Source organism: Hyphomonas sp. UBA3195, assembly GCF_002366485.1.
Lineage (GTDB): Bacteria > Pseudomonadota > Alphaproteobacteria > Caulobacterales > Hyphomonadaceae > Hyphomonas.
Window position 1 is genome coordinate 1 of record NZ_DEXB01000018.1, and the last position, 23,021, is coordinate 23,021.

The following is a 23,021-nucleotide window of genomic DNA, read 5'->3' on the forward strand; positions in this document are numbered from 1 at the left end:
ATGGAAGAGAACATGCGCTATGAACTCCACCCACATCCGGTGGAATTCGACATGTACTACAAGGTCTAGGGGCCTGTTCTCTCTCTCCTCTAACCCTTGTAGAGGCCGGTATCGCAAGGTACCGGCCTCTTCTTTATCCAGCTTTGGAACCTCACAGAAAACCGAACTACACTCGGCAGAAAAGCCTCGAGCGGCTCCCGAGCGTCGAGGACTGGGCCTCTAACTATATTTTCTGTTGTGCCAATATTCCGGCCTGAAACCAAAAACGCCCCGACCATTTGGACGGAGCGCTTGAATATTGGATCTGTATTTGAATCAGCCAGCTTCCGGCTGACTCTTCTTGGCGTGGACGTAGAGTGGCTCGGCATTGCCCTCGACCACTTCGCCATTGATCACGACCTCTTCCACACCGCGCAGGTTTGGCAGCTCGAACATCGTGTCGAGCAGGATACCTTCCATGATCGAACGCAGTCCGCGTGCACCCGTCTTCCGGGCGATAGCGCGACGAGCAACGGCTGTCAGAGCCTCTGGCGTGAAGTTGAGCTCAACGCTCTCCATGTCGAACAGCTTCTGATACTGTTTCAGCAAGGCATTCTTGGGCTCTGTGAGGATCTTGATCAATGCAGACTCGTCCAGGTCTTCCAGTGTCGCGATGACTGGCAAACGCCCGATGAATTCCGGGATCAAGCCGAAGCGCTGCAGATCTTCGGGCTCAGTGTTACGAAGGATTTCGCCAACCCCCCGCTCTTCCGATTCCTTCAATGAGGCGCCGAAACCGATGGAGGCCCCATCTCCGCGTGACGCAATGATCTTGTCGAGTCCGGCAAAGGCACCGCCGCAGATGAACAGGATATTGGTCGTGTCCACTTGCAGGAATTCCTGCTGTGGATGCTTGCGACCGCCCTGAGGTGGTACAGCCGCAACCGTACCTTCCATGATCTTGAGGAGTGCCTGCTGAACTCCCTCACCGGACACGTCGCGCGTGATCGATGGATTGTCAGACTTGCGGGAAATCTTGTCGATTTCATCAATATAGACAATGCCGCGCTGGGCACGTTCGACATTGTAATCAGCCGACTGCAGCAGCTTCAGGACAATGTTCTCAACGTCCTCACCAACATAACCAGCTTCCGTCAGCGTTGTTGCGTCAGCCATCGTAAACGGCACATCCAGGATGCGCGCCAATGTCTGAGCCAACAGTGTCTTGCCGCAGCCGGTCGGGCCGACCAGCAGGATATTGGATTTGGACAGCTCGACGCCGTCTGTTTTTCCAGCATGCGAGAGGCGTTTGTAGTGATTGTGCACGGCAACCGAAAGAATCCGCTTCGCATGCACCTGGCCGATGACATAGTCATCCAGCACATCGCAGATTTCCTGCGGTGTCGGGACGCCTTCGCGAGACCGGACCATTGAGGTCTTGTTCTCTTCGCGAATAATGTCCATGCAAAGTTCAACGCATTCATCACAGATGAACACGGTCGGGCCGGCAATCAGCTTCTTCACTTCATGCTGGCTTTTTCCACAAAACGAACAATAGAGTGTGTTCTTGGAATCGCCTGAGCCATTTTGTTTAGTCATGCCATCCTCAATGCCGGGTAAGGCTTAATTTCGTCTTTAAGACGTCGCGCGTTGTGTACTATTGAAACAATAGGGTTATCAGCCTGCCCTGCAAGAGGCAGGCCGCAATGACGTGAGAGAGGTCCCCTATTTATCATCCTCGGCCGTCCGGCGCTCGAAGACCTTGTCCACAATGCCAAATTCCTTGGCCTCTTCTGCGGTCAGAAACGTATCCCGATCCAGCTTCCGCTCAATCACATCATATTCCTGACCCGTGTGGCGGACATAGATATTGTTGAGACGGCGTTTCAATTCGATGATTTCCTCTGCATGGCGCTCAATATCGGTTGCGACACCCTGGTATCCACCCGAAGGCTGGTGAAGCATCACGCGCGCATTCGGCAGCGCGATACGCATACCCTTTTCGCCAGCAGCAAGCAGAAGCGACCCCATGGAGGCGGCCTGACCAATACACACCGTGGAAATGGGGCATCGAATATACTGCATCGTGTCGTAGATCGCGAGGCCAGAGGAAACATATCCGCCGGGGCTGTTGATATACATTGCGATATCTTTTTTCGGATTTTCCGACTCAAGGAAGAGCAATTGCGAGGTGATCAGGGCAGCCATGCTGTCATCGATGCCGCCCGTAACGAAGATGATCCGCTCTTTCAGCAGGCGCGAGAAGATGTCGAAAGCCCGCTCGCCGCGGCTCGTCTGCTCCACAACCATGGGAACAAGGTTGAGCGCTGTCTGGAAAGAAGTCGTCATGAATTGGGCCTTGATGGTTTCTCAAAGGAATCTTTACTGCACAGAAGTGGCAGAGAGACGTATATTTGTCTACGCGTGCATCACTGCAAGAGGTATTCCGCTGTGGAAACAGTTAGCGGAACGGCCACTCTGATGAACGACTTGGTAGATCGGCGTCCGGATGTTGCATGAAAGCGAGATAATCGGCGTGCACGGTTTCAGCCTGCAGATCACGCAACAGCATATGATACCCCTTTTCATAATAGACCGTCCGAACATGCGCGGGCAGGAAATTCGCTGATCGCTCAACGCCATGTGGGGGGATGACATAATCGTTCGCACCATAGGAAATCAACACGGGCAAATCGACTGGAAGGTCAGCGATTCTGTCATGAGCTCTCTCCATCAGTGAGACGACTCCATAAACCTGATCAATTCGGTTTTCCCGCAACATCAGGGGGTTGGCCCAAGTCTCCCGGAGCATATCGATATTATCGCTGGGCTCGATACGTACAAAGCGGGCTGGTGGTCGAACGATCCAGCCGGGATTGGTGTGAGCCGACATCCACAGGCTGGCTCGGTAGAGTGGGTTCATCGCGCCCCAACCGCGCAAGCCTGGACCCGATGCGATCAATCGGTCTGCGTCAGGGGGTGTGTCTGAGCCGAAAGCCGAAATGGCGACGGCGGCGCCCATGGATATGCCGACAACCGTGATGGTTGCATCGGGATGCGCACGACGTGCGACCGCAACAGCCGTGCGGAGATCTTCCCGCATCAATTCTTCATCCGGCCATAGCCCCCTGCCCGGCGAGCGTCCAAAACCCCTTTGGTCATAAGCATATGTCACTACGCCATGCTCAGCCCAGTAAGGTGCCGCCATATGGAAGGCATTGGCGAAATCGTTCATGCCATGCACGCCGACAACCACATGCTCTGGCTCGTGGTCAGTCTGCGCGGCCCAGACCGTCAGACCAAGTTCTGCGCCGTCATGAGAAATGAAAACATCACGCTCAGGCAGAAATTGTGGAACGGAGTTGGTAACATTGGCGAGTGAGCCAGCCGTGACGGGATGAACGCACCCCGAGAGCAGGAAGGTCGCGTAAAAAAGGATCAGGGCGCCAAAGCCCCACGCACTTCGGCGCGCAAGGAGGGTAAGACCTCTTGTTCGAACCAGGGATTGCGTTTTAGCCAAGACGTGTTTCTCCAACTCGGATGCGGTAGTGTGAATATACGCTCACTTGTGTACTCCTTCCAACATCGAACGGTTACCGTCAAGCTCGACTTGCGTCGAACACCCAAGTGCCAAGCCTGCGCATGGGCACCGATGAGCAAAGTCACTTTAGTATTCGTCAACAGGTCCAGTGTTTGCGTTCGCCAGGTCTGGGCGCAGATCCGCATGGGCGGGCGGTCGCCGCCATTTCGGTCATATCCGGGAAAGCAGAAGCCCATTGGCAGGATGGCGACCCTTCTGGGATCATAAAAATCTTGCTCAGATATCTGCATCCAGTCACGAAGCCGTGATCCCGACGGATCTTTGAAGGGCATGCCAGAGCGATCAGCCTTGTTGCCCGGTGCCTGGCTCGCAATCAGAATACGCGCACCGGAATGCGCTTGAAGGATTGGGTTTGGGGGGCGATCCATCTGGCCTTCGCACAGTCGGCATGCCCGAATTTTTTCGAGTTGTGTTTTCAAATGGAGAGACATGGCGTTTCATACAGTTTCTAACTGTGTCCTGATTGCAGAAGGCCCGAGCCGATGCGCATATCCCGCATTATTGACCCCCGTATGCATGATCTCGGAGCCGGTTTTCTGGTCCGAAGAATTCTTCCATTTCACGCCCACAAATCTGTGGGGCCTTTCGTGTTCTTCGATCACTTCGGTCCGACTGAATATCCGCCGGGCTCGACATTTGACGTTCGCCCCCACCCTCATATCGGTCTGGCGACCGTCACGTTCCTGTTTGATGGTGCAATCCGGCATCGGGATTCACTCGGAACCGATCTGGTGATCGAGCCCGGAGCCGTCAACTGGATGACGGCGGGGCGAGGCATTGTTCATTCGGAGCGCACTCCAGATACTCAGCGCGAGAACGGGCAAAACTTGCACGGCCTTCAGACCTGGGTTGCCCTGCCCAGGGATGAGGAGGACAGCGCGCCCACCTTTGTCCACCATAGTGCCGATACTCTACCGGAGTTCCTGGTGGACAATGTGACTGTCAAAGTACTTGCCGGGACTGCGTGGGACAAAACATCACCCGTTTCGTTTCCATGGCCGATCATTTACGTCGCTCTCGAAGCAACGTCCGAATCCGAAATTGTCCTGCCTGGCGATCTCGCTCTGGAGCGCGCCGTCTATGTGGTGACGGGCGAAGCCAAAGTCGCTGATACGATGATAGGCGTTGGCCGTATGGCTGTGCTTGAACCGAATGTGGATGTGCCGGTTGTTATGGCTCCTGGCACAAAAGCAGTTATCTGCGGCGGCGCACCAATGGAATCTCCGCGAAAGATAAACTGGAATTTCGTCTCGAGCGACGCCGAAAAGATAGCCGCGGCCAGAGCGGACTGGACAGCTGCAATACAAGCTGGGGGCACGGCAAGATTTCCTGCGGTTCCGGGAGATGAGGATGAGTGGATTCCCCTTCCCTCGTGATTTTGGGGCCAGATTTCTGGTGAACCCCTTCCTTGCCGATTGATATCGCTCGTGCCAGATCATGACCAACAAGAGTCTTTGACGGGGAAATACAAAAATGAAGCGACTACTCATTTCGGCGTCCGTGCTAACGCTCGCGGCCTGCGGCGCACAAGAAACCGCGACTGACACACCGATCACAACGGAGCCTGAAGCATCATCTGAATTGTTGATGCCGCTGCCAGATCAGACCAGTGCGGATATTACAGCGGATGACCTCGCGGTTCGCATCAAGACCCTTGCCGACGACACATTCGAAGGCCGCGGTCCGGGGACCGAGGCTGGTGAAGCGTCGGCCGACTGGATTGCGGCTGAGATGCAGCGCGTCGGTCTGACGCCTGCGGGAGACGATGGAAGCTTTTTCCAGACTGTCAAAATGGTGAACCAAACGGTCGACACGGACGCCTCATACTTCAAGCTTACCACACCCGATGGTACGGAGCTGCCGATGACGCCAAAGGAAGACGTTGTTTTCTGGACGAAGCGCCAAAATGCCAATGAGCTGAGCTTTGATCCCACCGACGTTGTTTTCGTAGGCTACGGATCTGTCGCTCCGGAATATGACTGGAACGACTACGCGGATCAGGATTTCACCGGTAAAACGGTCGTTATGCTTGTCAACGATCCCGGATTTGCAACCGGTGACCCAGACCTCTTCAAGGGCAAGTCCATGACCTATTACGGGCGCTGGACATACAAGTTTGAAGAAGCGGCACGACAGGGCGCAACTGCCGCTATTGTCATTCACGAGACCGAACCAGCCTCATACGGCTGGGATGTTGTTTCCAACTCGTGGAGCGGCGCGCAGTCAGATCTCGTTCGTGCCGATGGCGGCGCTGAGCGTACAATGCTCGAAGGCTGGATTACACGAGACACGGCCGAGTCCCTGTTTGCCAGTGCAGGCCTCGATCTGGAAACGCTGAAACAACAGGCAAAATCAAAAGACTTCGAACCTGTCGCGCTGGACGGAATAAAGGCGAGCGGGAAGATTTCGCAAGCGATCGAACAGCTTGAAAGCCGGAACGTTGTCGGAAAACTCCCAGGGGCAACCGTGCCGGATGAATACATGCTGTACACAGCACACTGGGACCACCTCGGAAAGAAGTCTGAAGAAAAGACCGGCGCGCCGGGCGAGGATTTCTATCAGGACCAGATATTCAACGGCGCCGTCGACAATGCGACCGGTTCTGCCGCGCTTCTCGAGATTGCAGAAGCCATGGCAAGCGAAGAACTCGAGCGGTCGGCCCTTTTCCTGTCTGTGACGCTCGAAGAATCCGGTTTGCTTGGTTCTGCCTATTATGCCGAAAACCCGTTGGTGCCCCATCGCCAAGTCGTTGCGGGTATCAACATGGATGGTGCGCTGCCGATCGGCCGGACCAAGGACATGGTAGTTGTCGGATACGGCGCGTCCGAGCTCGAGGACATGTTGAAAGATGTGCTCGACGAGCAAGGCCGCGTGATCAAGCCGGATGCCAAACCCGAAGCCGGCTATTTCTATCGCTCGGACCATATCTCCCTGGCCAAGAAGGGCGTGCCCATGTTGTACGCCGATGGCGGTCAGGACAAGGTCGATGGTGGTGTGGCTGCAGGCAAGGCAGCCGCGGCGGTCTACACGGCTGAGCGCTATCACAAGCCAATGGATGAGTATTCCGATGATTGGGATCTGTCCGGCTTCACCGAAGACATCCAGGCGCTTTACCAGGTTGGGCTACAGATTGCCCAATCTGATGAATGGCCCACATGGTATGCGGGCAACGAGTTCGAATCTGTTCGCAAGAAGAGCCTGGAACAAGACTAAACGATCGTCCCCGCCCTGTTCGGCGGGGACTTTTTCCTGAATGGAATGACCTGACGCATGCTTTCGTATCAACACGGATTTCACGCGGGAAACCGCGCGGACGTAGTCAAGCACGCGGTCTTGCATTCGGTGTGCCGTCACCTGACACAGCGTAATGATCGCATTCTCTATGTGGAAACACATTCAGGTCGAGGACGATACGATCTTGAAGGCCCGCAGGCGCGAAAAGGAGATGAGGCCGGGGACGGCATTCTCTCCATATTGGAGGGGCAGACTCCTAAACCGCTTCGATCATGGGTCGAGTTCGTTGAGACGGCTGGCATCAATAGCTACCCCGGCTCTCCCGCTCATGCGCAGACCCTACTGCCTACGGATACTCGCTACGTGTTATTCGAAAAGCATCCAGCTGAATACGAAGCCTTGAATCATGCCATCGGCGATGACGACCGTATTCAGATCAAAAAAGCGGATGGATACGCCAGCGCGCTGAAACTGTCTCCCAGAAGCGGTGAAACCATGGTCTGTCTGGTCGATCCGAGTTACGAAACAAGTCGGGATATTGATGCGTTGGCGCTGTGGACTCCCAAAGCCCTGAAGCGATGGCCAAAGGCGGTGCTGATGCTATGGCTACCATTGTTTCGTGATGGTCGTGAGAGCGAGTTTGGCGAGTATCTGACGACGCTCGGCGACTGCAAGGTTTACGGGGCGCGCTGGCCGGTCGATGCATTGCAGGAAACGGCCCTCGAAGGCTCCGCCATGGTTGTTTTCAATGGACCGACGACGGCGGATGCTGAATGTGCCGCTATCGCAACTGCGCTCCAGTCATGGTGGTCTGACAAGCCGTTGGGAGCCTGACCGGTCATGCGATGCGATGTGCTTCTGATAGGCGGCGGACACGCACACATCACAGCGCTTCGCTGGCTCAAGAAACACCCCTGCCCGCACAAGAAATTCAAGCTGGTGAACCCACGGGCCTACGCCGTCTATAGTGGCATGGTGCCTGGCTTTGTTGCGGGACATTTTGACCGAAGCGAAGTGGAGGTCGATCTGAACCGCTTATGTGTCGAAGCCGGGGTTGATATTGTCTATGATTCAATCGTTGATTTTGATCCGGTCGTGAAAACTGCGACCGGGGAAACGGGTGCATCCTATTCCTTCACCCAGACGTCTATCGATGTCGGGATCATGTCTGCGCCCGCAAGCATTGCTGACCGGAAAGGCTATCTGACCGTAAAGCCAATGTCGCATTTCGTTGAAGCGTGGCAACAGGATTCAGGAAATCTCTCCGAAGGGGTTGCACTCATTGGGGGTGGCCTCGGCGGTGTTGAGCTTGCGCTAGCTGTTCGGCACAAGATGAACGCCTGCGGCCTCCCTACGTCTAACCCCTTGGCAATCGTGGATCGGTCGGAAATACTTTCATCAAGTTCGCCATCATTGAGGCGTGCGCTGTGCGAGCGCCTGAGCGAGGCAAGCGTAACGATTATCGAAAACACACAAGTGCGCGCGCATGAGAATGGCTGCCTGATGTTGGATTCTGGACAGTTCCTGACTGCACAACTGGTTCTATGGACCGCCGGTGCACGCGCACCTGGCTGGCTGGAAAAATCAGGACTTGAGACGAGTGGCGGATTTCCAGTCGTAAATTCATGCCTGCAGTCGATCTCACATCCAGACATTTTCATTTCAGGCGATGTGGCTTCTCTTCAAAAGGGTCACATACCCAAAGCAGGCGTGTATGCCGTGCGGCAAGGGCCCATCCTCATGCAGAATCTGATCGCGAAGCTGAGCGGCGCACCTTTACAGGATTATGATCCGCAGAAGGATTACCTCAAACTTGTCAGCCTTGGGGCACGTTCTGCAATAGCTGAAAAGTGGGGTCACACAATTCAACTTCCAGGTCTGTGGGGGCTCAAGACTCTGATCGACCGATCGTTTGTTCAGGACTGAAGCGAGATGGATCCTGCAGACCGTGCTGCCGCCTCATCCAGAATGACGCCTGCCGCAATTTCGCTGGCGTCCCTATCGCCTTCTTTCATCCGATCCAGTGCAATTCGTTGTCGGTTCAACTGTGCTAAAAGTTTATCTGGATCGGTGAACCAATCCTGCGCCGCGGCAGCGATAAGGTCGGCCTTCTGCTGGGTTTGAACAAATTCCGGCACAATTGGCTGATCGTCGCTCACGATATTGAGCAATGTAATATGCGTTTTGCTGTAAAGCAGGCCTCGCGCCAAGGCCCATGTGATCCATCCTGTCTTGTACGCAACGATCATAGGCGTGTCCTGCATGGCAAGTTCCGTGGTCACCGTACCAGAGCAAGCAAGCGCCAGATCTGCCGCCGCCATTGCGTCATATCGTGCGCCGGGATCGCTTGAGACAATCGACCATGACGCAACGCCTGGAAAATCTTCCCGGAATTGAGTTGCGACGTTGGAAGCCGGCATGAAGACAATTTTGAGATTTGGATCGTTCGATTTCAGCGCTTTGGCTGCGCTCACCAATTCGGGAGCAACGCGCTTGATTTCGCTGGGGCGACTACCTGGCAATACGAGAACAAGCTTTGTGTCCTCGGGTATACTCTGGCCCGCGCGAAAGCTGGACCCATTTCCTTGAACATGGCGGGAAATGGCAGGATTGCCAATCACTGTCGTCTTGAGTCCAAAGGGTTCGTAGAACGGAACCTCGAGGTCATGAATGCATAATAGATGATCGACGACAGAAGCCAAAGTCTTCGCGCGACCGGGCCGGGTCGCCCAGACTTGCGGTCCCACCAGCTTTACCAGCCGAATATTCGGTGCGCGCAATCGGACACGCTGAGCAACCCTCAGCATGAACCCCCAAGAGTCGACCAGAACGACAACATCAGGGTCATCCGCGATGATGGCGTCGGCGGCTGCATCGGCGAGACGAACAACATCGCCATACGCTCTAAGACCTTCGACAAACCCAAGGATCGACAGTGGACTGATATCAATTGCAGATTCTATTCCGACCGACGCAAGTTCTCCGCCACCAATGCCGGAAATATGCGCGTCCGGATTTCGCCTGCGAATGTCTTCAACAACTTCCCTGGCCAACAGGTCGCCAGATGTTTCGGCGGCGACCATGTAGATGCGCGGCGCGCTCACCGCCCTGTCTCTGGAGTAAAACCATAGATAAATACGCCTAGTTCCTCAGCGCGCTCGATCATTTTGCGGCGGTTTAGCAGCAGAGCGCCCCCCGCTTCTATTGCGAGGCCAGCGAGCCCCGCGGCGGCAACCTTCTCTACCGTCGAAACGCCCGTGGTAGGCAGATCGATCCGGAGATCCTGCGCAGGCTTTGGCCGTTTGACGAGAACGCCTTTCCGGCTCAAGGCTGACCCTCGGATTTCCTCTGGCAGAGCCGCGCAGCGATCCAGCATCGCATCAGTACCTTCCTGGGCTTCAACAGCCAAAACAAGCCCGTTACAGACGACCGATCCCTGTCCGATATCAAGCGCACCCATCGCAGACGCGACACGCGCAGCATGTTCTATGTCAAGAAATTCTTCTTCAGTCGGCTGATGACCCGCGATGATCCCCTCCGGCGCCAGCAATTGCTTATGCGCCTCTTGGCTGCCGAGAACCTTGAAGCCCTGCTTCTCGAACTCATTCACCAAGACACGCAGCAACGCATCGTCGCCCTTCTTGGCGGCAGACAACACTTTAGGGAGAAGGGTCACGCCTTTCACATCCAGTTTCAGATTGCTGAAATCTGGACGTTTGACGATGCCGGCAAATACAACTTCCTCACACCCTGCAGATTTCAGCTTTTTCATTATTCCACCGACTTCACCGAGACCTATGGCTTCCCCCGGAAACCTGGCCAGTGCCGGATCATCAAAGCCCCTCAGGCGGAGCACATACGCACCCTGCCCTTCCTCAATGGCATTCTCTGCGATGGCAACTGGTAGGTCGCCCAGTCCTGCGATGATACCGAGTGGAGCCATTATATCATCAACCTGGTTTGCAGATGGGGCGGTCGCCCTCACGGATGAATGTGATGATCTCCATGGCCAGCGGATTCTCTGCATAATCCTGCGACGCCTGTTCCAGCCGATCCTTGAACAAGCCATCTCCAAGAAAGATGGCTTTGTAAGCGGCGCGAATGTCCCGGATATCTGCTTTCGAGAAGCCTCGGCGCTTGAGACCGACCATGTTCAGGCCCGACAGTTTGGCGTGATTGCCGACGACCGATCCAAACGGAATTACGTCTTCCACAACAATCGCTCCCCCGCCGACGAAAGCATTCCGTCCGATGCGAGAGAATTGGTGAACGGCGGCAAGACCGCCGAACCACACATTGTCCCCGACTGTGATGTGGCCAGCCAGAGAAACATTATTTGCCATGACGACGTTATTACCAATGTGGTTGTCATGGGCGATGTGCGCCCCGATCATGACAAAGCAATTGTTCCCGATCACTGTAAGGCCGCCAAATTTGGGCATGCCCGAATGGGCGGTTGCATACTCACGAAAGACGCAGTTCTCACCGACAACCAGTCGAGAGTCCGGTGTCGATTCAAACCCTATAACTTGAGGCACACCACCCAATACCGCATGCGGGTGCAGGACACACCCCTCCCCCAGTTCTGTGTGACCGGTCACGACAGAATGCGTCATCAGGACGGAATTAGCCCCAATGCGTGCGTGTGGACCAATATGACAGAATGGCCCGACAACGACACCATCACCGAGAGCGGCTCCGTCCTCAATGTAGGCAGTGGGATGAATTTGTGTGGACATGAGTTTCCAAAAGCTGCTGGGACGCGCTGACTAACCCTTTTTCTTCGGGTTTGCGTTCTTCTGCAACCACGCGATCTCGCGCATCCATTGGCGGAGAGGTTTGGCAGGTGTTCCGCCCCATGTTTCGCCGTCTTCGATATTTCTGAACAAACCCGAAGAGGCCGCCAGAGATACACCCTCGCCGACTTTCACATGATCCGCGATTCCAACGCGTCCACCAAGCATCGTGCCATCACCGATCTGAACCGATCCTGAAATACCACCGAATGCCGCCATGAGAACCGAGCGACCAAGCACCACATTGTGAGCGATTTGGCACAGATTATCGATCCGTGTTCGTTCCCCGAGAATTGTGTCGTCAAAGGCCCCCCGATCGACACAGGAATTGGCACCAATGGTAACGTGATCCTGCAGGACGACGCGGCCATAATGTGGAGCATCCTCCGCCCCGCTGGGACCAGGCATGACTCCGAACCCCGCCTCGCCTATCCGAGCACCGGACAGCAGTCTCACATGATCCCCTATAAGTGCACAGAATACGGTCGCGGCAGGGCCGATAACGCAATTGCGGCCAATCTGGACGCCTGGACCAATAACAGCATTCGCCCCGATGAATGTGCCGGCACCGATCACGGCGCCAGGTGCGATGGCAGCACCCGGTGCGATCTTAACGCTCTCGTCTACCGTGGCATCGGGCGAAATGGCAGACTCACCATGCCAATCCAAATGACGTGGACGAAACAGTTTTACCGCAGCTGTTCCGTGAACATGGCGGGGAAACTTTGAAATGATATAGGGAATGCCGTCGGGAATGCGGGCCACATTGGCATCATTAACGACAAGGGCTGAGATGTCGGGATTGATCTCGATAGCAGACTTTCCGTCTCCATCGAGAAATCCAAGGTCTCCCCGGCGGCCGTTCGCAGCCGAGGAGATGCCCGTCAGTTCCAGATCTTCATCTCCGAAGAGACCAGACCCGGTCTGTTTAGCCAGTTCGCCAAGAGAAAGAGATCCCAATGGCGCGAAAAATCGAACGTCTACTGGCACGGATGTCTCAATTTACTGCGCTGGCTGGTCAGGGATGCGCTTGCGGACGACCGAAAGTGTAGGCGTCGTAGCGTCCAACTTGCTGATGACCAGTGCGGAGACATCAACAGAATCCACGCCATAGATCAGAGCGCTCTTGGACAGCACGATCTGTGCATTTTTTTCACTCACGACCTGCAGGAGAACCGGCTCAAGCGCCTTGTTGAAATCGATAAGAGCCTGACGTTCGGTCAGCTGAAACTCACTGGCAGCTTTTTGGCGGGCCTTGCCGAAATCACCGGCCTTCTTGTCGTACGCGTTGAGGCGGGCAACCATTGCTGCGTCGCCGGCAATCTGCTCGCGTGTCTTACCTTGCAGTTCAGTATTCAGCGCCTTGCCTTCAGCCTCAAGCGACGTCTTGGTTGGCGTCAACTCGGTATTGATCTGAGATTCGATGCTTTGAAGCTTGGCCTGAATGTCTTTGCCAGCTTTGCTGTCGCGCAGGATTTTTGCCTCATCGATCGTAATGACCGTGGTGCCCTGAGCGAAAGATGCCGGCGCAACCAAGGCAATTGCGGCGAGTGACGCCACCATGGCGAAAATGAAGTTCTTGAGTCGGGACATTCTAGTCTCCTGTCTTTCAGCTTGAAATTAGAATCTTGTTGAGGTCGAGAACCGGAACGTTTCCGTCCGGTCATAGTCTTCCCGTTTGAGAATTTGAGAGAAATCGAACCGAATGGGACCAAACGGAGAGTCCCAGAAAACACTTAGACCGGCGGACGCCCGCATGGATGCAGCCGTCTTGGTGAGCCGGACTGCTGGCAGGCCGGTCGATTGATCGGTGAAGTAGATTGTGGGACCGACGTCAGGCCCACGAAGAGAGCCCAAGGCACCCGCCTCTGCGAACAGCGCGCTCTTGATACCGTATTCTTCAGGCAGGAAGCTCGGCAGGCTAAGTTCGAATGTGCTTTGATAATAGACATTACCGCCTTGCGAATTGAGGCGGCGAGTCTGAACAACTTCCCCAGTTTCAGGATCGACTACGCGGACGATCTCTCGCGGGCCGATGCCTGCGACGTCAAACCCGCGGAACGTGCTGCCACCCCGGAAGAAACGGTTGTTGATCCTCACGCCCTGACCGTCTTCCAGTGGGAAAACATACCCTCCGGAAACACGAAGGCTCGCAATTATATCGCGCCAGATGCCACGATACATGGTCGCGGTAGACTCAGTCCGCAAATACTTCACATCACCGCCAATACCGGCAAGGTCCTGGCTGAATCGGAAATCAAAGCCGCGCGACGGCCTTATCGGATCGTTAGTGCGGTCCCAGTAGAAATTATATCCGAGGATCGAGGACAGATCGCTGCGTTCTGCCCGACAGATCGGATCTCTCAAGACATAATCGCGCGAACATTGGTCAACAACGCGTTGGCCCGCACCGGCATCGCCTGGTTCGACGAGCCGATAGGTGTCGTCTGTGAGATCCTCTGGGGTGTCGGCCCCTGTGATCTGGACGCGGTCGGTAACAAAAAATCCTTCTTCGTCGATGATGTAATTACGATCGAGAACGTTCACTTCATCGGTTTGCAATCTGTAGCTAAGGCCAAGCTGCATGCGTTCCGTAAGTGGGAAACCGAGGCGTACGCCCGCACCAATCGTATCGCTGGTGAAGCCCGAATAATCTTCATAGTCCTGGCGAGTAGCGTAGGCGTCAATACCGCCGGAAAGATTGCGATCAAACAGTCTTGGCTCAGTGAACCGGAAATCCAGAATTTGCTGACGGCTCGAAGCGGACACGCGAGCAACAACCGATTGACCGCGCCCCCTCAGATTGCGCTGTGACGCGCTGACGTCGAGCAGATAGGCATCCACGGATGAGAAGCCGGCCGCGAAGGACAGTTCGCCGGTTGGTTGTTCCTCGACCTTGATATCCACAATGGTCCGGTCCGGATCTTCCGACGGGGTCTCAACCACTTCGACATTCTTGAAGTAACCCAGAGCTCGGACGCGATTCTTGGAACGATCAAGAAGGATGCGGTTGAACGCATCGCCTTCTGAAATTCGGAGTTCCCGACGAATGACCCGATCAAGTGTCTGCGTGTTACCGACAATATTGATCCGATCGATGTAAACTCGAGGACCTTCATCCACAGCGAAGGTGACATCAATCAGACCCGTCTCGGGATTCACGTCCAACTGTGGACGAACATCAACAAAGGCGTAACCCGCTATACCCGCTGCGTAAGTCAGCGAGTCGATCGTGTCTTCAATCGAGTCGCCCCGGAAGAGCGTGTCGGATTGAATAGGCACAGCACGTTTCAGTGCCTCAGCATTAAGCTTCTCGAGCGCCGTCTCCACTTTAACCTCGCCGAAATAATACTGGCGTCCCTCATCCACCGTCATGGTGATGTAGAAGTCCTTCTGGTCCGGCGTCAGTTCCGCCACAGCGGATGTCACGCGGAAATCGTAATAGCCATTGTTCTGATAGAACTGTCGCAAGAGGTCGCGGTCATATTCCAGACGGCCCGGATCGTAATTGTCATTCGAGCTGAAGAAGCGCCACAGACGTGATTGACGCGTGACAATCTCGCTGCGAAGGCGCGAGTCCGAGTAAGCCTGATTGCCAAGGAAGTTGATCGACCGGACACCGGTGACAGGCCCTTCGGTGATCTCGAAAATCAGATCAACACGATTTTGTTCCAGCGGTTTGTATTGCGGTTCGACTTTGGCGGCAAATCGACCGGACTGGCGGTATAGTTCGAGGATACGTTGAACATCGGATTGCACACGAGCAGCAGTGAAGATGCCGCGAGGTGCTGCCTGGATGTCTTCTTTGAGCTTGTCGTCATCTAGCGCGCTGTTTCCTTCAAAAACCACGCGGTTGATGATCGGGTTCTCAACCACACGCACGACCAGATTGTCATCCACACGGTCAATCGACACGTCCGCAAACAGGTTGGTGGCAAACAGTGTCTTCAAGGATAGGTCAATGCGGTCAGGATCAAAGGAATCACCAGGCTCTACAAGCAGGTAGGATTGAACCGTACGCGCCTCGATACGCTGATTGCCCTCGACAATGACGGAGCGGATGGTGCCGCCATAGCGACTATCTTCCTGTGCATCGGCAGTGCCCATGGGAACAAGCGCTGTGTTCACAGCCAGAACGCTGCTCGCCATCATGGTTGCTGCAAGAAACTTACGCATCGTCGACACACTCTCTGGTTAATTTCGGCAGGCGGATCAGCCGCCTCTTGCTCCGAACAAGCCGGTCTCGATGATATCACCCCAAGTGATCACCACGACCATTCCCAATAACAGGATCAACCCGAATGTCAGGGCCACCTCCTGCACTTTTTGCGGCATTTCCCTGCCCGCAATGGCTTCATATGCATTAAATACAAGGTGTCCGCCATCCAATACCGGCAGCGGAAGAAGGTTGAAAAAGCCGACTCCTACTGAGATCGCGGCGCAAATGCTTGCCAGCATCCAGAACAGACGTTCGAGCTTCTGACCGGTCGTCGCCTGCTCCTGTTCCCAGACCTTGTTAACCACGCGGCGGGAAATATCTCCGATTCCCACAGGCCCCGTCATGGCGTGCATCGACATTTTTCCGGTAACGATTCGCGTAAGCATCGTCACCGTCCGATCGATCGTCGCGCCGGTTTCGAGAACGCCCTGCCCCAAGGCCTCTACCGGATTGTAGTAGATGTGTTCCCCATACGAGATCGGGGCGATACTCACGCCAATCGTGGCCTGGGGGACTTGCTGCCCGAAATCGTTTTCACGGACAATTTCATCAGGGGTCACTACCAGAGCTTTCTCGGAATCGCCGCGCTGAACAACGAAATCAATTGGTTCATTCGGGTTCAGGATGATCGCCATCAAGACTTCGGACGTATCGCTAACCGAATTGCCATTTACTGACATGATCACGTCGCCGGATTCCATTCCAGCTTCAGCAGCCGCTCCATCTGGTACTACTGCGGCAATGCCGACCTTCATGACCGGACGACCGTGAACGCCCAATATCAGAGCGAATATAAGGGTTGAAAGGATGAAGTTGGCAAATGGTCCTGCGAGGCTGACGAGCGAGCGTTGACCGACCCCAAGCTCTGGATATGCCCTGCCAATCGGCCCCTGCTCAATCTTGCCGACATCGCCCGCCATCTGGCTCTCACCCACAAATTTCACAAAGCCACCGAGCGGAATCCAGTTCACGCGCCAGCGCGTGCCGTGCTTGTCAGTGCGTTCAAAGATCGGCTTTCCAAATCCCACCGAGAAAGACTCCACGGCGGCGCCAAACCAGCGCCCCACGATGTAGTGGCCGTACTCATGGACGATAACCACGATGCCCATCATGAAAATCAGGCAAAATAGAAACAAGGGTCCCTGGCTGAGAAAATCACCCAAAACGTTATCCTCCCGTACGACGCTGGGTCTTCTCTAGTACATCGCGCGCCATTTCTCGACTGAAACGGTCCAGCAAGGCAATCTCCTCCAGAGTATCGCAGGCGATTCCGTGCATATTTCCCGAAAAATAGCGATTCAACGTCTCTTCCACGATCCAGCTTATGTCCAGAAACCCGCAATGGCCCGCAATAAATGCAGAAACAGCCGATTCATTAGCGCAATTTAATACGGTCGTTGCCTGAACACCGTGTGCATATGCCTGACGCGCCAGCCGAATGGCCGGGAAACGCGTTTCATCAACATTTCCAAAGTCCAGCCGGCCGAGAGTGGCGAGGTCGAGACGGTCCACGACGGTTGGAACCCTGTCCGGCCAGCCCAGCGCGTAGGATATCGGCGTTTTCATGTCTGGCGCACCAAGCTGCGCGATGACTGAGCCATCGGTAAAGTGCGCCATGCCGTGAATGATCGATTGAGGATGGACGATCACATCCAAGCGCTCCCCTTCGACATCGAAAAGAAATCCCGCCTCGATGAACTCAAGCGCTTTATTCATGAGGGTCGCACTGTCGATGGAGTTCTTGACGCCCATGCTCCAGTTCGGGTGGGCGGCCGCTTGCTTGGGGCTCGCCATGCGCATCTGATCCAGAGACGACGTGAGGAACGGCCCGCCGGATGCCGTGATTGTCAACTTTTCCAGAGAGCGACCATCGCCAAGACATTGAAAAATGGCTGAATGCTCAGAATCGACTGGCAGTATCGAGACGCCCCTGCGTCGCGCCTCGCTCAGAATGAGCTTGCCACCGCACACAATGCTTTCCTTGTTTGCGATCGCGACATCATTTCCCGCACGTATGGCAGATATCGTGGATTTGAGGCCAGCTGCCCCAACAATCGCCGCCAACATGCGCTCCACCGGGCGCGCTGCTGCTTCTGCGATCGCTGTTTCGCCTGCCGCCGCTTCGATATCAGTTCCAGCCAGCAGAGTTTTCAGGGTCGGCAGCTGGGACTCATCAGAAATCACCGCGATTTCAGCATTGAACGCGATAGCTTGCGCAGCGAGACCTTCTGCATCCGAGCCGGCCGCAAGCGCTACGATCTGAAATGTCTGCTCTGCATTGGCGTTGGCGTGACGGACGACATCCAACGCAGACTTTCCGATTGATCCCGTTGATCCCATGATGCTGATACGGCGGGTGGCCATCAGTACAGACCCAGTGCGGTCGAGAGTGACGGAAAGCTCCACAACAGAAGTGAACCAACGATTCCGACGGCGCCGAGGCCATCGACCCTGTCAAGAACACCCCCATGCCCGGGGAGCAGGTTGCTCGAGTCCTTCACCTTGAACCGGCGCTTGAGGCCACTTTCAAGAAGATCTCCGAGCTGTGCGGTAAATGACAGGCTGGCGCCCAAAAGCACCCACAAGATCAGACTGGAGTTCTGCAAATCCGCCGCAGCAATACCGCACACAGCCGTGAATAGGAGCGCGCCCGTTGCTCCGCTCCAAGTCTTGTTCGGACTTTCCTGAGGCAACAGGCGCGGCCCCCCCAAACCCCGCCCGACAAAATACGCCGCAGCGTCGGATGCCCAGACGAAGGACATGAAATACAATGCAACAGTGCGGCCATCCCAGGGTCCTTCGCGCAAGAACCAGAGACCAGCCGCCATGGCAGTAACATAGAACCAGCCAAGCATAGCAGCGGATCGTATCCGCAAACCGCCCGCATTGGATGCAAACGAAAGCGCCAACCCGAAACAACCCAGGAAGACGTGAAGCCAGGTCAAATCCATAGGAAGGCTGAGGCAGAATAGTGCGGCGGCAAAGCTCAGAAGCCAGCCGCGAGGATGCCCGCTCATTCCAGCCCATTCCCAAGCCATGATACCGCCGAAAAGCGCACAAGCAGCCGCCAACCACCATCCGCCTGACCATACGACGAACAAGCCGGCAGGAATAAGGAGTGCTGCCGTCAGCAAGCGGAGTCCAAGCTGGGAAAAGCGGCTCTCGGGCGGGGTCCAGTCGCCCATTATGCGCTCCCCTTCGAAACAGCGCCAAAGCGGCGCTCCCTTTCGCTATAGATCGCAACCGCCTTCTCCAGAAAGGAACGATCGAAGTCTGGCCATAACACGTCGAAGAACACGAGTTCGCTATAAGCGGCTTGCCACAACAGGAAGTTGCTCAAGCGGTATTCCCCACTCGTTCGGATGAGAAGATCTGGATCCGGCATATCGACCGTATCGAGATAGGAAGCGAAGATGTCTTCAGTCACATTCTCAGACGCCAACTTGCCGCTCTCGACATCCGCCGCCAGTCTTCGCGAAGCGCGCGCAATCTCCTCGCGCCCCCCATAATTGAACGCGATGTTCAAATAGAAATCAGCATTGTCCGCAGTTTCACGTTCCGCCCTTTCGACCAATCCAGCTATGTCATCCGGCAGACCCTGGCGCCTGCCGATAACCCTTATCTTCACGCCTTCCTTTTTGAGTCTTCCGAGATCTTTCTTAATGAAAGTTTTCAGGAGCCCAAACAGGGCGTTGACCTCGGATGCGGGCCGACGCCAATTCTCAGTCGAAAAGGAATAAACTGTCAGGTATCGAACACCAATCTGGCCAGCCGCCTCAACAGTGCGTCGAAGTGCTTCGACTCCTCGCTCATGCCCTGCAGCCCGTGGCAATCCACGAGCGTTCGCCCACCGACCATTCCCATCCATGATGATGGCAATGTGAGCGGGTACGCGAGATGCGCCCGCATGCGAGTCGGACGGCGCAGAGGCGTCGTCGGTCGACATCAGACCTGCATTATCTCCGCTTCTTTGGCTTTCAGCGCGTCGTCAACTTTGCTGACATAGAGATCGGTCAACTTCTGGACTTCATCAGACAGTGCACGGTGGCGATCTTCGCTGATATCACCATCCTTTTCCATCTTCTTGAGCGTGTCCATGCCATCCCGGCGAATATTGCGGACGGATACCCGTGCTGCTTCAGCATATTTGCCAGCAACTTTTTGGAGTTCAACACGGCGTTCTTCATTCAGCGGCGGGATCGGAATGCGCAAATTCTGGCCGTCCGTAACAGGGTTCAGGCCCAAGCCGGAATCCCGGATCGCCCGCTCCGTCGCACCAACGACAGTCTTGTCCCAAACATTGACCGACAACATGCGGTTGTCAGACACGGTGACCGACGCGACCTGGTTCAACGGCACAGTTGAACCATAGGCTGGCACCATAACCGCATCTAGCAGGTTCACCGAGGCCCGGCCCGTCCGCAGACCGCTGAATTCAGTGGAGAGAGACGCCAGGGCGCCTTCCATCCGGCGCTCAAGATCCTTCTTGTCATAGCTCATGACACTTACGCTCCATGATTGTTGATTGTTGTCGATGTACCCTTCCCATGAAGGACTTTGAGGAGAGACCCCTCTTCCTTAAGCGAGAAGACCACGATCGGGATGTTGTTGTCGCGCATAAGACTCACCGCAGAGGGGTCCATCACCCGCAAATCCTTGGCCAGCAATTCCTGATAGCCAACCTCGTCGTAGCGCGTCGCATTTGCGTCGATCTTGGGGTCTGCTGTGTAGACGCCGTCGACTTGCGTCCCCTTGAGCAGGGCATCGCAGTTCATTTCGATCGCCCGCAGCGCAGCCCCGGTATCTGTCGTGAAGAATGGGTTTCCAATGCCGGCCGCAAATATCACAACGCGGCCTTTTTCCATGTGTCGCTGGGCCCGGCGGCGAATATAGGGCTCGCAAATCGACTCCATTCGGATTGCCGATTGCACGCGCGTCGGGACGCCAATGCTCTCAAGCACGCTTTGCATGGCAAGAGCATTCATGATCGTGGCCAGCATGCCCATGGAATCGGCCTGTGCACGCTCCATGCCCTTGGCAGCGCCCGCGACGCCGCGAAAAATGTTTCCGCCGCCAATGACGAGGCAGACTTCCGCGCCAGTGTCCTGAGCTTGCTTGATTGCATGTGCGAATTTCTCGCACGTCGGAATATCAATTCCGAATTGTCCGGGGCCCATCAGCGCCTCTCCGGAGAGCTTCAACAACACCCGTTTGTATTTCAAGGGGCTGGAGTCGGACTCTTCGGTCTGCATGGGCGGTGTCTCCGGTATTATCGGCCTTATAGGCTCCTAAAAGATTCCCGGCCGCCTGTCATGGGCGACCGGGATGTTCAAAGCCCTTTGCGGGCCGAAAGGCAAGCGGGATCAGCTGCCTTTTGTCATGGATGCAACTTCGTCGGCGAAGTTGTCTTCTTCTTTCTCGATGCCCTCACCCAGCTTGAAGTGCACGAAGCCCTTCAGCGTTGCGCCCTGCTCCTCGAGGAATTTACCAACCGTCTGGTCAGGGTTCATCACGAATGGCTGCTCTACAAGAACAACTTCCTTGTAGAACTTCTGCATCCGGCCAACGATCATCTTCTCGATGACATTGTCAGGCTTGCCGCTTTCGCGAGCCTGCTCGGTAAGTACGCGCTTTTCAGCCTCAACAATCGCCGGATCCAGCTCATCAGTGGTGGCGGATGCAGGCGACGTTGCCGCGATATGCATCGCAACCTTGCGGCCGACTTCTTCCAGATCGCCAGAACCGTCGAGGGCGACAAGCACACCGACTTTGCCCATGCCGGCCGTTTCAGCATTGTGGATATAGGAAGCCACCTTGCCGTCCGCCGTCAGCTTCGCACTGCGACGCAGGGTCATGTTCTCGCCAACGGTCGCAATCAGGCGTTTGATCAGGTCATCCACAGAACCTTCGCCATCCGGCGCTGGAGCAGAAGATAGCCCCTCGACGGACCCGTCCGTTTCGAGTGCAGCTTTGGTGATTCCAGCCAGCGCCGCCTGGAATTTCTCGTTCCGGGCGACAAAGTCGGTTTCAGCGTTCAATTCCACAATTGCGCCGGTCTTGCCGTCGTCCGAGACTTGGACTGAAACGAGACCATCAGCGGCGGTGCGTCCAGATTTCTTGGCTGCTTTCGAGAGGCCTTTCGCGCGCAGCCAATCGGTGGCCGCGGCTTCATCGCCATTGTTTTCGACGAGCGCCTTTTTGGCATCCATCATGCCTGCGCCAGTCTTCTCGCGCAGTGCTTTAACAAGCGCAGCGGTAATCTCAGCCATTGCTGTATTCCTTCAGTTTGGTCTTCAGGTCAGACGCCTGTTCCTAGGCGCCTGTTGTATCTTCGGCGGTTTCGCCTTCTGCGGCCACAGCCACGTCAGCTTCAGCCATGGCGTCGATATCTTCTAGCTCACCAAGGTCAACACCAAGGCCAGCCGTCGACTCTGCCAGGCCGTCCAGTACGGCATCCGCGAACAGGTTGCAGTAAAGGGAAATGGCGCGCGCAGCATCGTCATTACCAGGAAAGCCATAGTCGGCGTCAGCCGGGTCACAATTTGTATCAAGCACGGCGACGACTGGAATTCCCAGCTTGCGAGCTTCCTGGACAGCAATCGCTTCCTTGTTCGTATCGATCACGATCATAGCAGCCGGCAGGCCGCCCATGTCTGCGATACCGCCAAGAGAGAGCTGAAGCTTGTCACGGCGACGCTCAAGGTCGAGCAATTCCTTCTTGGTGAGCCCTTGGCCGCTGTCACCGCTTTCAAACATCGCGTTCAGCTCTTTGAGCTGCTTGATGGAATTGGAAACAGTGGACCAGTTGGTCAGCGTGCCGCCGAGCCAGCGATGGTTCATGTAATACTGAGCGCAACGGCCAGCAGCTTCGGCAATCGGCTCCTGGGCCTGACGCTTGGTGCCCACGAACAGGACCCGACCACCTTTTGCGACCGTGTCGCGCACAAAGACCAGGGCCTGGTGCAGCGAAGGGACGGTCTGAGACAGGTCCATGATGTGGATTCCCGAACGATCACCGTAGATATACGGCTTCATGCGAGGATTCCAGCGGTGGGTTTGGTGACCGAAGTGAACGCCAGCTTCGAGCAGCTGACGCATGTTGAAGTCAGGTAGGGCCATAGATTTTCTCCATCCGGTTGGCCGTCACGAGTGGAACGTTGGACCCCTATGGCCCGTCGCACCGGATGCACCC

At 55.7% G+C, this 23,021-nt stretch carries 22 protein-coding genes; 4 read left to right on the forward strand and 18 right to left on the reverse strand.

Annotated elements, in window-relative coordinates; translation table 11 throughout:
- Positions 1 to 315 precede the first annotated feature (315 nt).
- The 4 genes from clpX to B2344_RS06170 all read right to left on the reverse strand — a co-directional run bounded on the left by clpX (position 316) and on the right by B2344_RS06170 (position 4,011).
- Complete coding sequence (gene clpX, locus B2344_RS06155) at positions 316 to 1,578, reverse strand: ATP-dependent Clp protease ATP-binding subunit ClpX (RefSeq protein WP_034812364.1); 1,263 nt, start codon at positions 1,576 to 1,578, stop codon at positions 316 to 318.
- A gap of 126 nt (positions 1,579 to 1,704) precedes the next feature.
- Positions 1,705 to 2,328 (reverse strand): ATP-dependent Clp protease proteolytic subunit, encoded by a 624-nt coding sequence (locus B2344_RS06160; RefSeq protein WP_206990472.1) that lies wholly within the window; start codon positions 2,326 to 2,328, stop codon positions 1,705 to 1,707.
- Between the two features lie 112 nt (positions 2,329 to 2,440).
- Positions 2,441 to 3,499, reverse strand: coding sequence for an alpha/beta fold hydrolase (locus tag B2344_RS06165; RefSeq protein WP_290484850.1), 1,059 nt, complete (start codon positions 3,497 to 3,499; stop codon positions 2,441 to 2,443).
- Complete coding sequence (locus B2344_RS06170) at positions 3,418 to 4,011, reverse strand: uracil-DNA glycosylase family protein (protein ID WP_349679781.1); 594 nt, start codon at positions 4,009 to 4,011, stop codon at positions 3,418 to 3,420. Before B2344_RS06170 ends, B2344_RS06165 begins: the two co-directional genes overlap by 82 nt.
- Before the next feature lie 51 nt (positions 4,012 to 4,062).
- Between B2344_RS06170 and B2344_RS06175 the strand changes: the two genes are divergently transcribed.
- The 4 genes from B2344_RS06175 (at position 4,063) to B2344_RS06190 (ending at position 8,740) form a co-directional block, all read left to right on the forward strand.
- Positions 4,063 to 4,956 carry a pirin family protein gene (locus tag B2344_RS06175; RefSeq protein ID WP_339635434.1) on the forward strand — a complete coding sequence of 298 codons (894 nt, stop codon included), beginning with the start codon at positions 4,063 to 4,065 and terminating at the stop codon, positions 4,954 to 4,956.
- Positions 4,957 to 5,053: 97 nt separating this feature from the next.
- Positions 5,054 to 6,793 (forward strand): M28 family metallopeptidase, encoded by a 1,740-nt coding sequence (locus B2344_RS06180; RefSeq protein ID WP_290483490.1) that lies wholly within the window; start codon positions 5,054 to 5,056, stop codon positions 6,791 to 6,793.
- A 171-nt stretch (positions 6,794 to 6,964) separates the two neighbouring features.
- Complete coding sequence (gene rlmJ / locus B2344_RS06185; protein ID WP_290478802.1) at positions 6,965 to 7,648, forward strand: 23S rRNA (adenine(2030)-N(6))-methyltransferase RlmJ; 684 nt, start codon at positions 6,965 to 6,967, stop codon at positions 7,646 to 7,648.
- A gap of 6 nt (positions 7,649 to 7,654) precedes the next feature.
- Positions 7,655 to 8,740, forward strand: coding sequence for an FAD-dependent oxidoreductase (locus B2344_RS06190; RefSeq protein WP_290484851.1), 1,086 nt, complete (start codon positions 7,655 to 7,657; stop codon positions 8,738 to 8,740).
- Here B2344_RS06190 and B2344_RS06195 read toward each other — a convergent pair.
- The 14 genes from B2344_RS06195 to rpsB all read right to left on the reverse strand — a co-directional run bounded on the left by B2344_RS06195 (position 8,731) and on the right by rpsB (position 22,948).
- Positions 8,731 to 9,918, reverse strand: coding sequence for a lipid-A-disaccharide synthase (locus B2344_RS06195; RefSeq protein ID WP_290484852.1), 1,188 nt, complete (start codon positions 9,916 to 9,918; stop codon positions 8,731 to 8,733). The genes B2344_RS06190 and B2344_RS06195 overlap by 10 nt on opposite strands.
- A complete protein-coding gene (locus tag B2344_RS06200; RefSeq protein WP_290484853.1) occupies positions 9,915 to 10,757 on the reverse strand; it encodes an LpxI family protein in 843 nt (280 codons plus the stop codon). The genes B2344_RS06195 and B2344_RS06200 overlap by 4 nt, the downstream gene beginning before the upstream one ends.
- A 7-nt stretch (positions 10,758 to 10,764) precedes the next feature.
- Positions 10,765 to 11,553 (reverse strand): acyl-ACP--UDP-N-acetylglucosamine O-acyltransferase, encoded by a 789-nt coding sequence (lpxA, locus tag B2344_RS06205; RefSeq protein WP_290483181.1) that lies wholly within the window; start codon positions 11,551 to 11,553, stop codon positions 10,765 to 10,767.
- 30 nt (positions 11,554 to 11,583) lie between these two features.
- Positions 11,584 to 12,600, reverse strand: coding sequence for a UDP-3-O-(3-hydroxymyristoyl)glucosamine N-acyltransferase (lpxD, locus tag B2344_RS06210; protein ID WP_290484854.1), 1,017 nt, complete (start codon positions 12,598 to 12,600; stop codon positions 11,584 to 11,586).
- A gap of 12 nt (positions 12,601 to 12,612) precedes the next feature.
- Entirely contained in the window at positions 12,613 to 13,203 is a 591-nt protein-coding gene (locus tag B2344_RS06215) for an OmpH family outer membrane protein (protein WP_206990482.1), read from the reverse strand.
- A 27-nt stretch (positions 13,204 to 13,230) separates the two neighbouring features.
- A complete protein-coding gene (gene bamA, locus B2344_RS06220) occupies positions 13,231 to 15,786 on the reverse strand; it encodes an outer membrane protein assembly factor BamA (protein ID WP_206990483.1) in 2,556 nt (851 codons plus the stop codon).
- 36 nt (positions 15,787 to 15,822) lie between these two features.
- Complete coding sequence (locus B2344_RS06225) at positions 15,823 to 16,941, reverse strand: M50 family metallopeptidase (protein ID WP_206990484.1); 1,119 nt, start codon at positions 16,939 to 16,941, stop codon at positions 15,823 to 15,825.
- A gap of 55 nt (positions 16,942 to 16,996) precedes the next feature.
- Positions 16,997 to 18,193: a 1-deoxy-D-xylulose-5-phosphate reductoisomerase gene (gene dxr, locus B2344_RS06230; protein ID WP_290484855.1), complete on the reverse strand. Its 1,197-nt coding sequence runs from the start codon at positions 18,191 to 18,193 to the stop codon at positions 16,997 to 16,999.
- Positions 18,193 to 19,014, reverse strand: a complete 822-nt coding sequence (locus tag B2344_RS06235) for a phosphatidate cytidylyltransferase (RefSeq protein WP_290478794.1) — start codon at positions 19,012 to 19,014, stop codon at positions 18,193 to 18,195. The genes dxr and B2344_RS06235 overlap by 1 nt, the downstream gene beginning before the upstream one ends.
- Positions 19,014 to 19,775, reverse strand: a complete 762-nt coding sequence (locus B2344_RS06240) for an isoprenyl transferase (protein ID WP_290478793.1) — start codon at positions 19,773 to 19,775, stop codon at positions 19,014 to 19,016. Before B2344_RS06240 ends, B2344_RS06235 begins: the two co-directional genes overlap by 1 nt.
- Complete coding sequence (gene frr, locus B2344_RS06245) at positions 19,775 to 20,329, reverse strand: ribosome recycling factor (protein WP_034812328.1); 555 nt, start codon at positions 20,327 to 20,329, stop codon at positions 19,775 to 19,777. The genes B2344_RS06240 and frr overlap by 1 nt, the downstream gene beginning before the upstream one ends.
- A 5-nt stretch (positions 20,330 to 20,334) precedes the next feature.
- A complete protein-coding gene (pyrH, locus tag B2344_RS06250) occupies positions 20,335 to 21,081 on the reverse strand; it encodes a UMP kinase (RefSeq protein WP_034812325.1) in 747 nt (248 codons plus the stop codon).
- A gap of 111 nt (positions 21,082 to 21,192) precedes the next feature.
- On the reverse strand, positions 21,193 to 22,098 hold the full coding sequence (gene tsf, locus B2344_RS06255) for a translation elongation factor Ts (RefSeq protein ID WP_206990489.1): 906 nt from the start codon (positions 22,096 to 22,098) through the stop codon (positions 21,193 to 21,195).
- 43 nt (positions 22,099 to 22,141) lie between these two features.
- The gene (gene rpsB / locus B2344_RS06260) at positions 22,142 to 22,948 is read right to left on the reverse strand and encodes a 30S ribosomal protein S2 (protein WP_206990490.1); all 807 of its coding nucleotides are present in this window, start codon (positions 22,946 to 22,948) and stop codon (positions 22,142 to 22,144) included.
- Positions 22,949 to 23,021 lie beyond the last annotated feature (73 nt).

Bases quoted from the DNA above. Each gene is read 5' to 3' on its own strand.
- clpX (WP_034812364.1), bottom strand. From the start codon at position 1,578: ATGACTAAACAAAATGGCTCAGGCGATTCCAAGAACACACTCTATTGT.
- B2344_RS06160 (WP_206990472.1), bottom strand. From the start codon at position 2,328: ATGACGACTTCTTTCCAGACAGCGCTCAACCTTGTTCCCATGGTTGTG.
- B2344_RS06170 (WP_349679781.1), bottom strand. From the start codon at position 4,011: ATGTCTCTCCATTTGAAAACACAACTCGAAAAAATTCGGGCATGCCGA.
- B2344_RS06175 (WP_339635434.1), top strand. From the start codon at position 4,063: ATGCGCATATCCCGCATTATTGACCCCCGTATGCATGATCTCGGAGCC.
- B2344_RS06180 (WP_290483490.1), top strand. From the start codon at position 5,054: ATGAAGCGACTACTCATTTCGGCGTCCGTGCTAACGCTCGCGGCCTGC.
- B2344_RS06190 (WP_290484851.1), top strand. From the start codon at position 7,655: ATGCGATGCGATGTGCTTCTGATAGGCGGCGGACACGCACACATCACA.
- B2344_RS06200 (WP_290484853.1), bottom strand. From the start codon at position 10,757: ATGGCTCCACTCGGTATCATCGCAGGACTGGGCGACCTACCAGTTGCC.
- lpxA (WP_290483181.1), bottom strand. From the start codon at position 11,553: ATGTCCACACAAATTCATCCCACTGCCTACATTGAGGACGGAGCCGCT.
- B2344_RS06215 (WP_206990482.1), bottom strand. From the start codon at position 13,203: ATGTCCCGACTCAAGAACTTCATTTTCGCCATGGTGGCGTCACTCGCC.
- bamA (WP_206990483.1), bottom strand. From the start codon at position 15,786: ATGCGTAAGTTTCTTGCAGCAACCATGATGGCGAGCAGCGTTCTGGCT.
- B2344_RS06225 (WP_206990484.1), bottom strand. From the start codon at position 16,941: ATGATGGGCATCGTGGTTATCGTCCATGAGTACGGCCACTACATCGTG.
- dxr (WP_290484855.1), bottom strand. From the start codon at position 18,193: ATGGCCACCCGCCGTATCAGCATCATGGGATCAACGGGATCAATCGGA.
- B2344_RS06235 (WP_290478794.1), bottom strand. From the start codon at position 19,014: ATGGGCGACTGGACCCCGCCCGAGAGCCGCTTTTCCCAGCTTGGACTC.
- B2344_RS06240 (WP_290478793.1), bottom strand. From the start codon at position 19,775: ATGTCGACCGACGACGCCTCTGCGCCGTCCGACTCGCATGCGGGCGCA.
- frr (WP_034812328.1), bottom strand. From the start codon at position 20,329: ATGAGCTATGACAAGAAGGATCTTGAGCGCCGGATGGAAGGCGCCCTG.
- pyrH (WP_034812325.1), bottom strand. From the start codon at position 21,081: ATGCAGACCGAAGAGTCCGACTCCAGCCCCTTGAAATACAAACGGGTG.
- tsf (WP_206990489.1), bottom strand. From the start codon at position 22,098: ATGGCTGAGATTACCGCTGCGCTTGTTAAAGCACTGCGCGAGAAGACT.
- rpsB (WP_206990490.1), bottom strand. From the start codon at position 22,948: ATGGCCCTACCTGACTTCAACATGCGTCAGCTGCTCGAAGCTGGCGTT.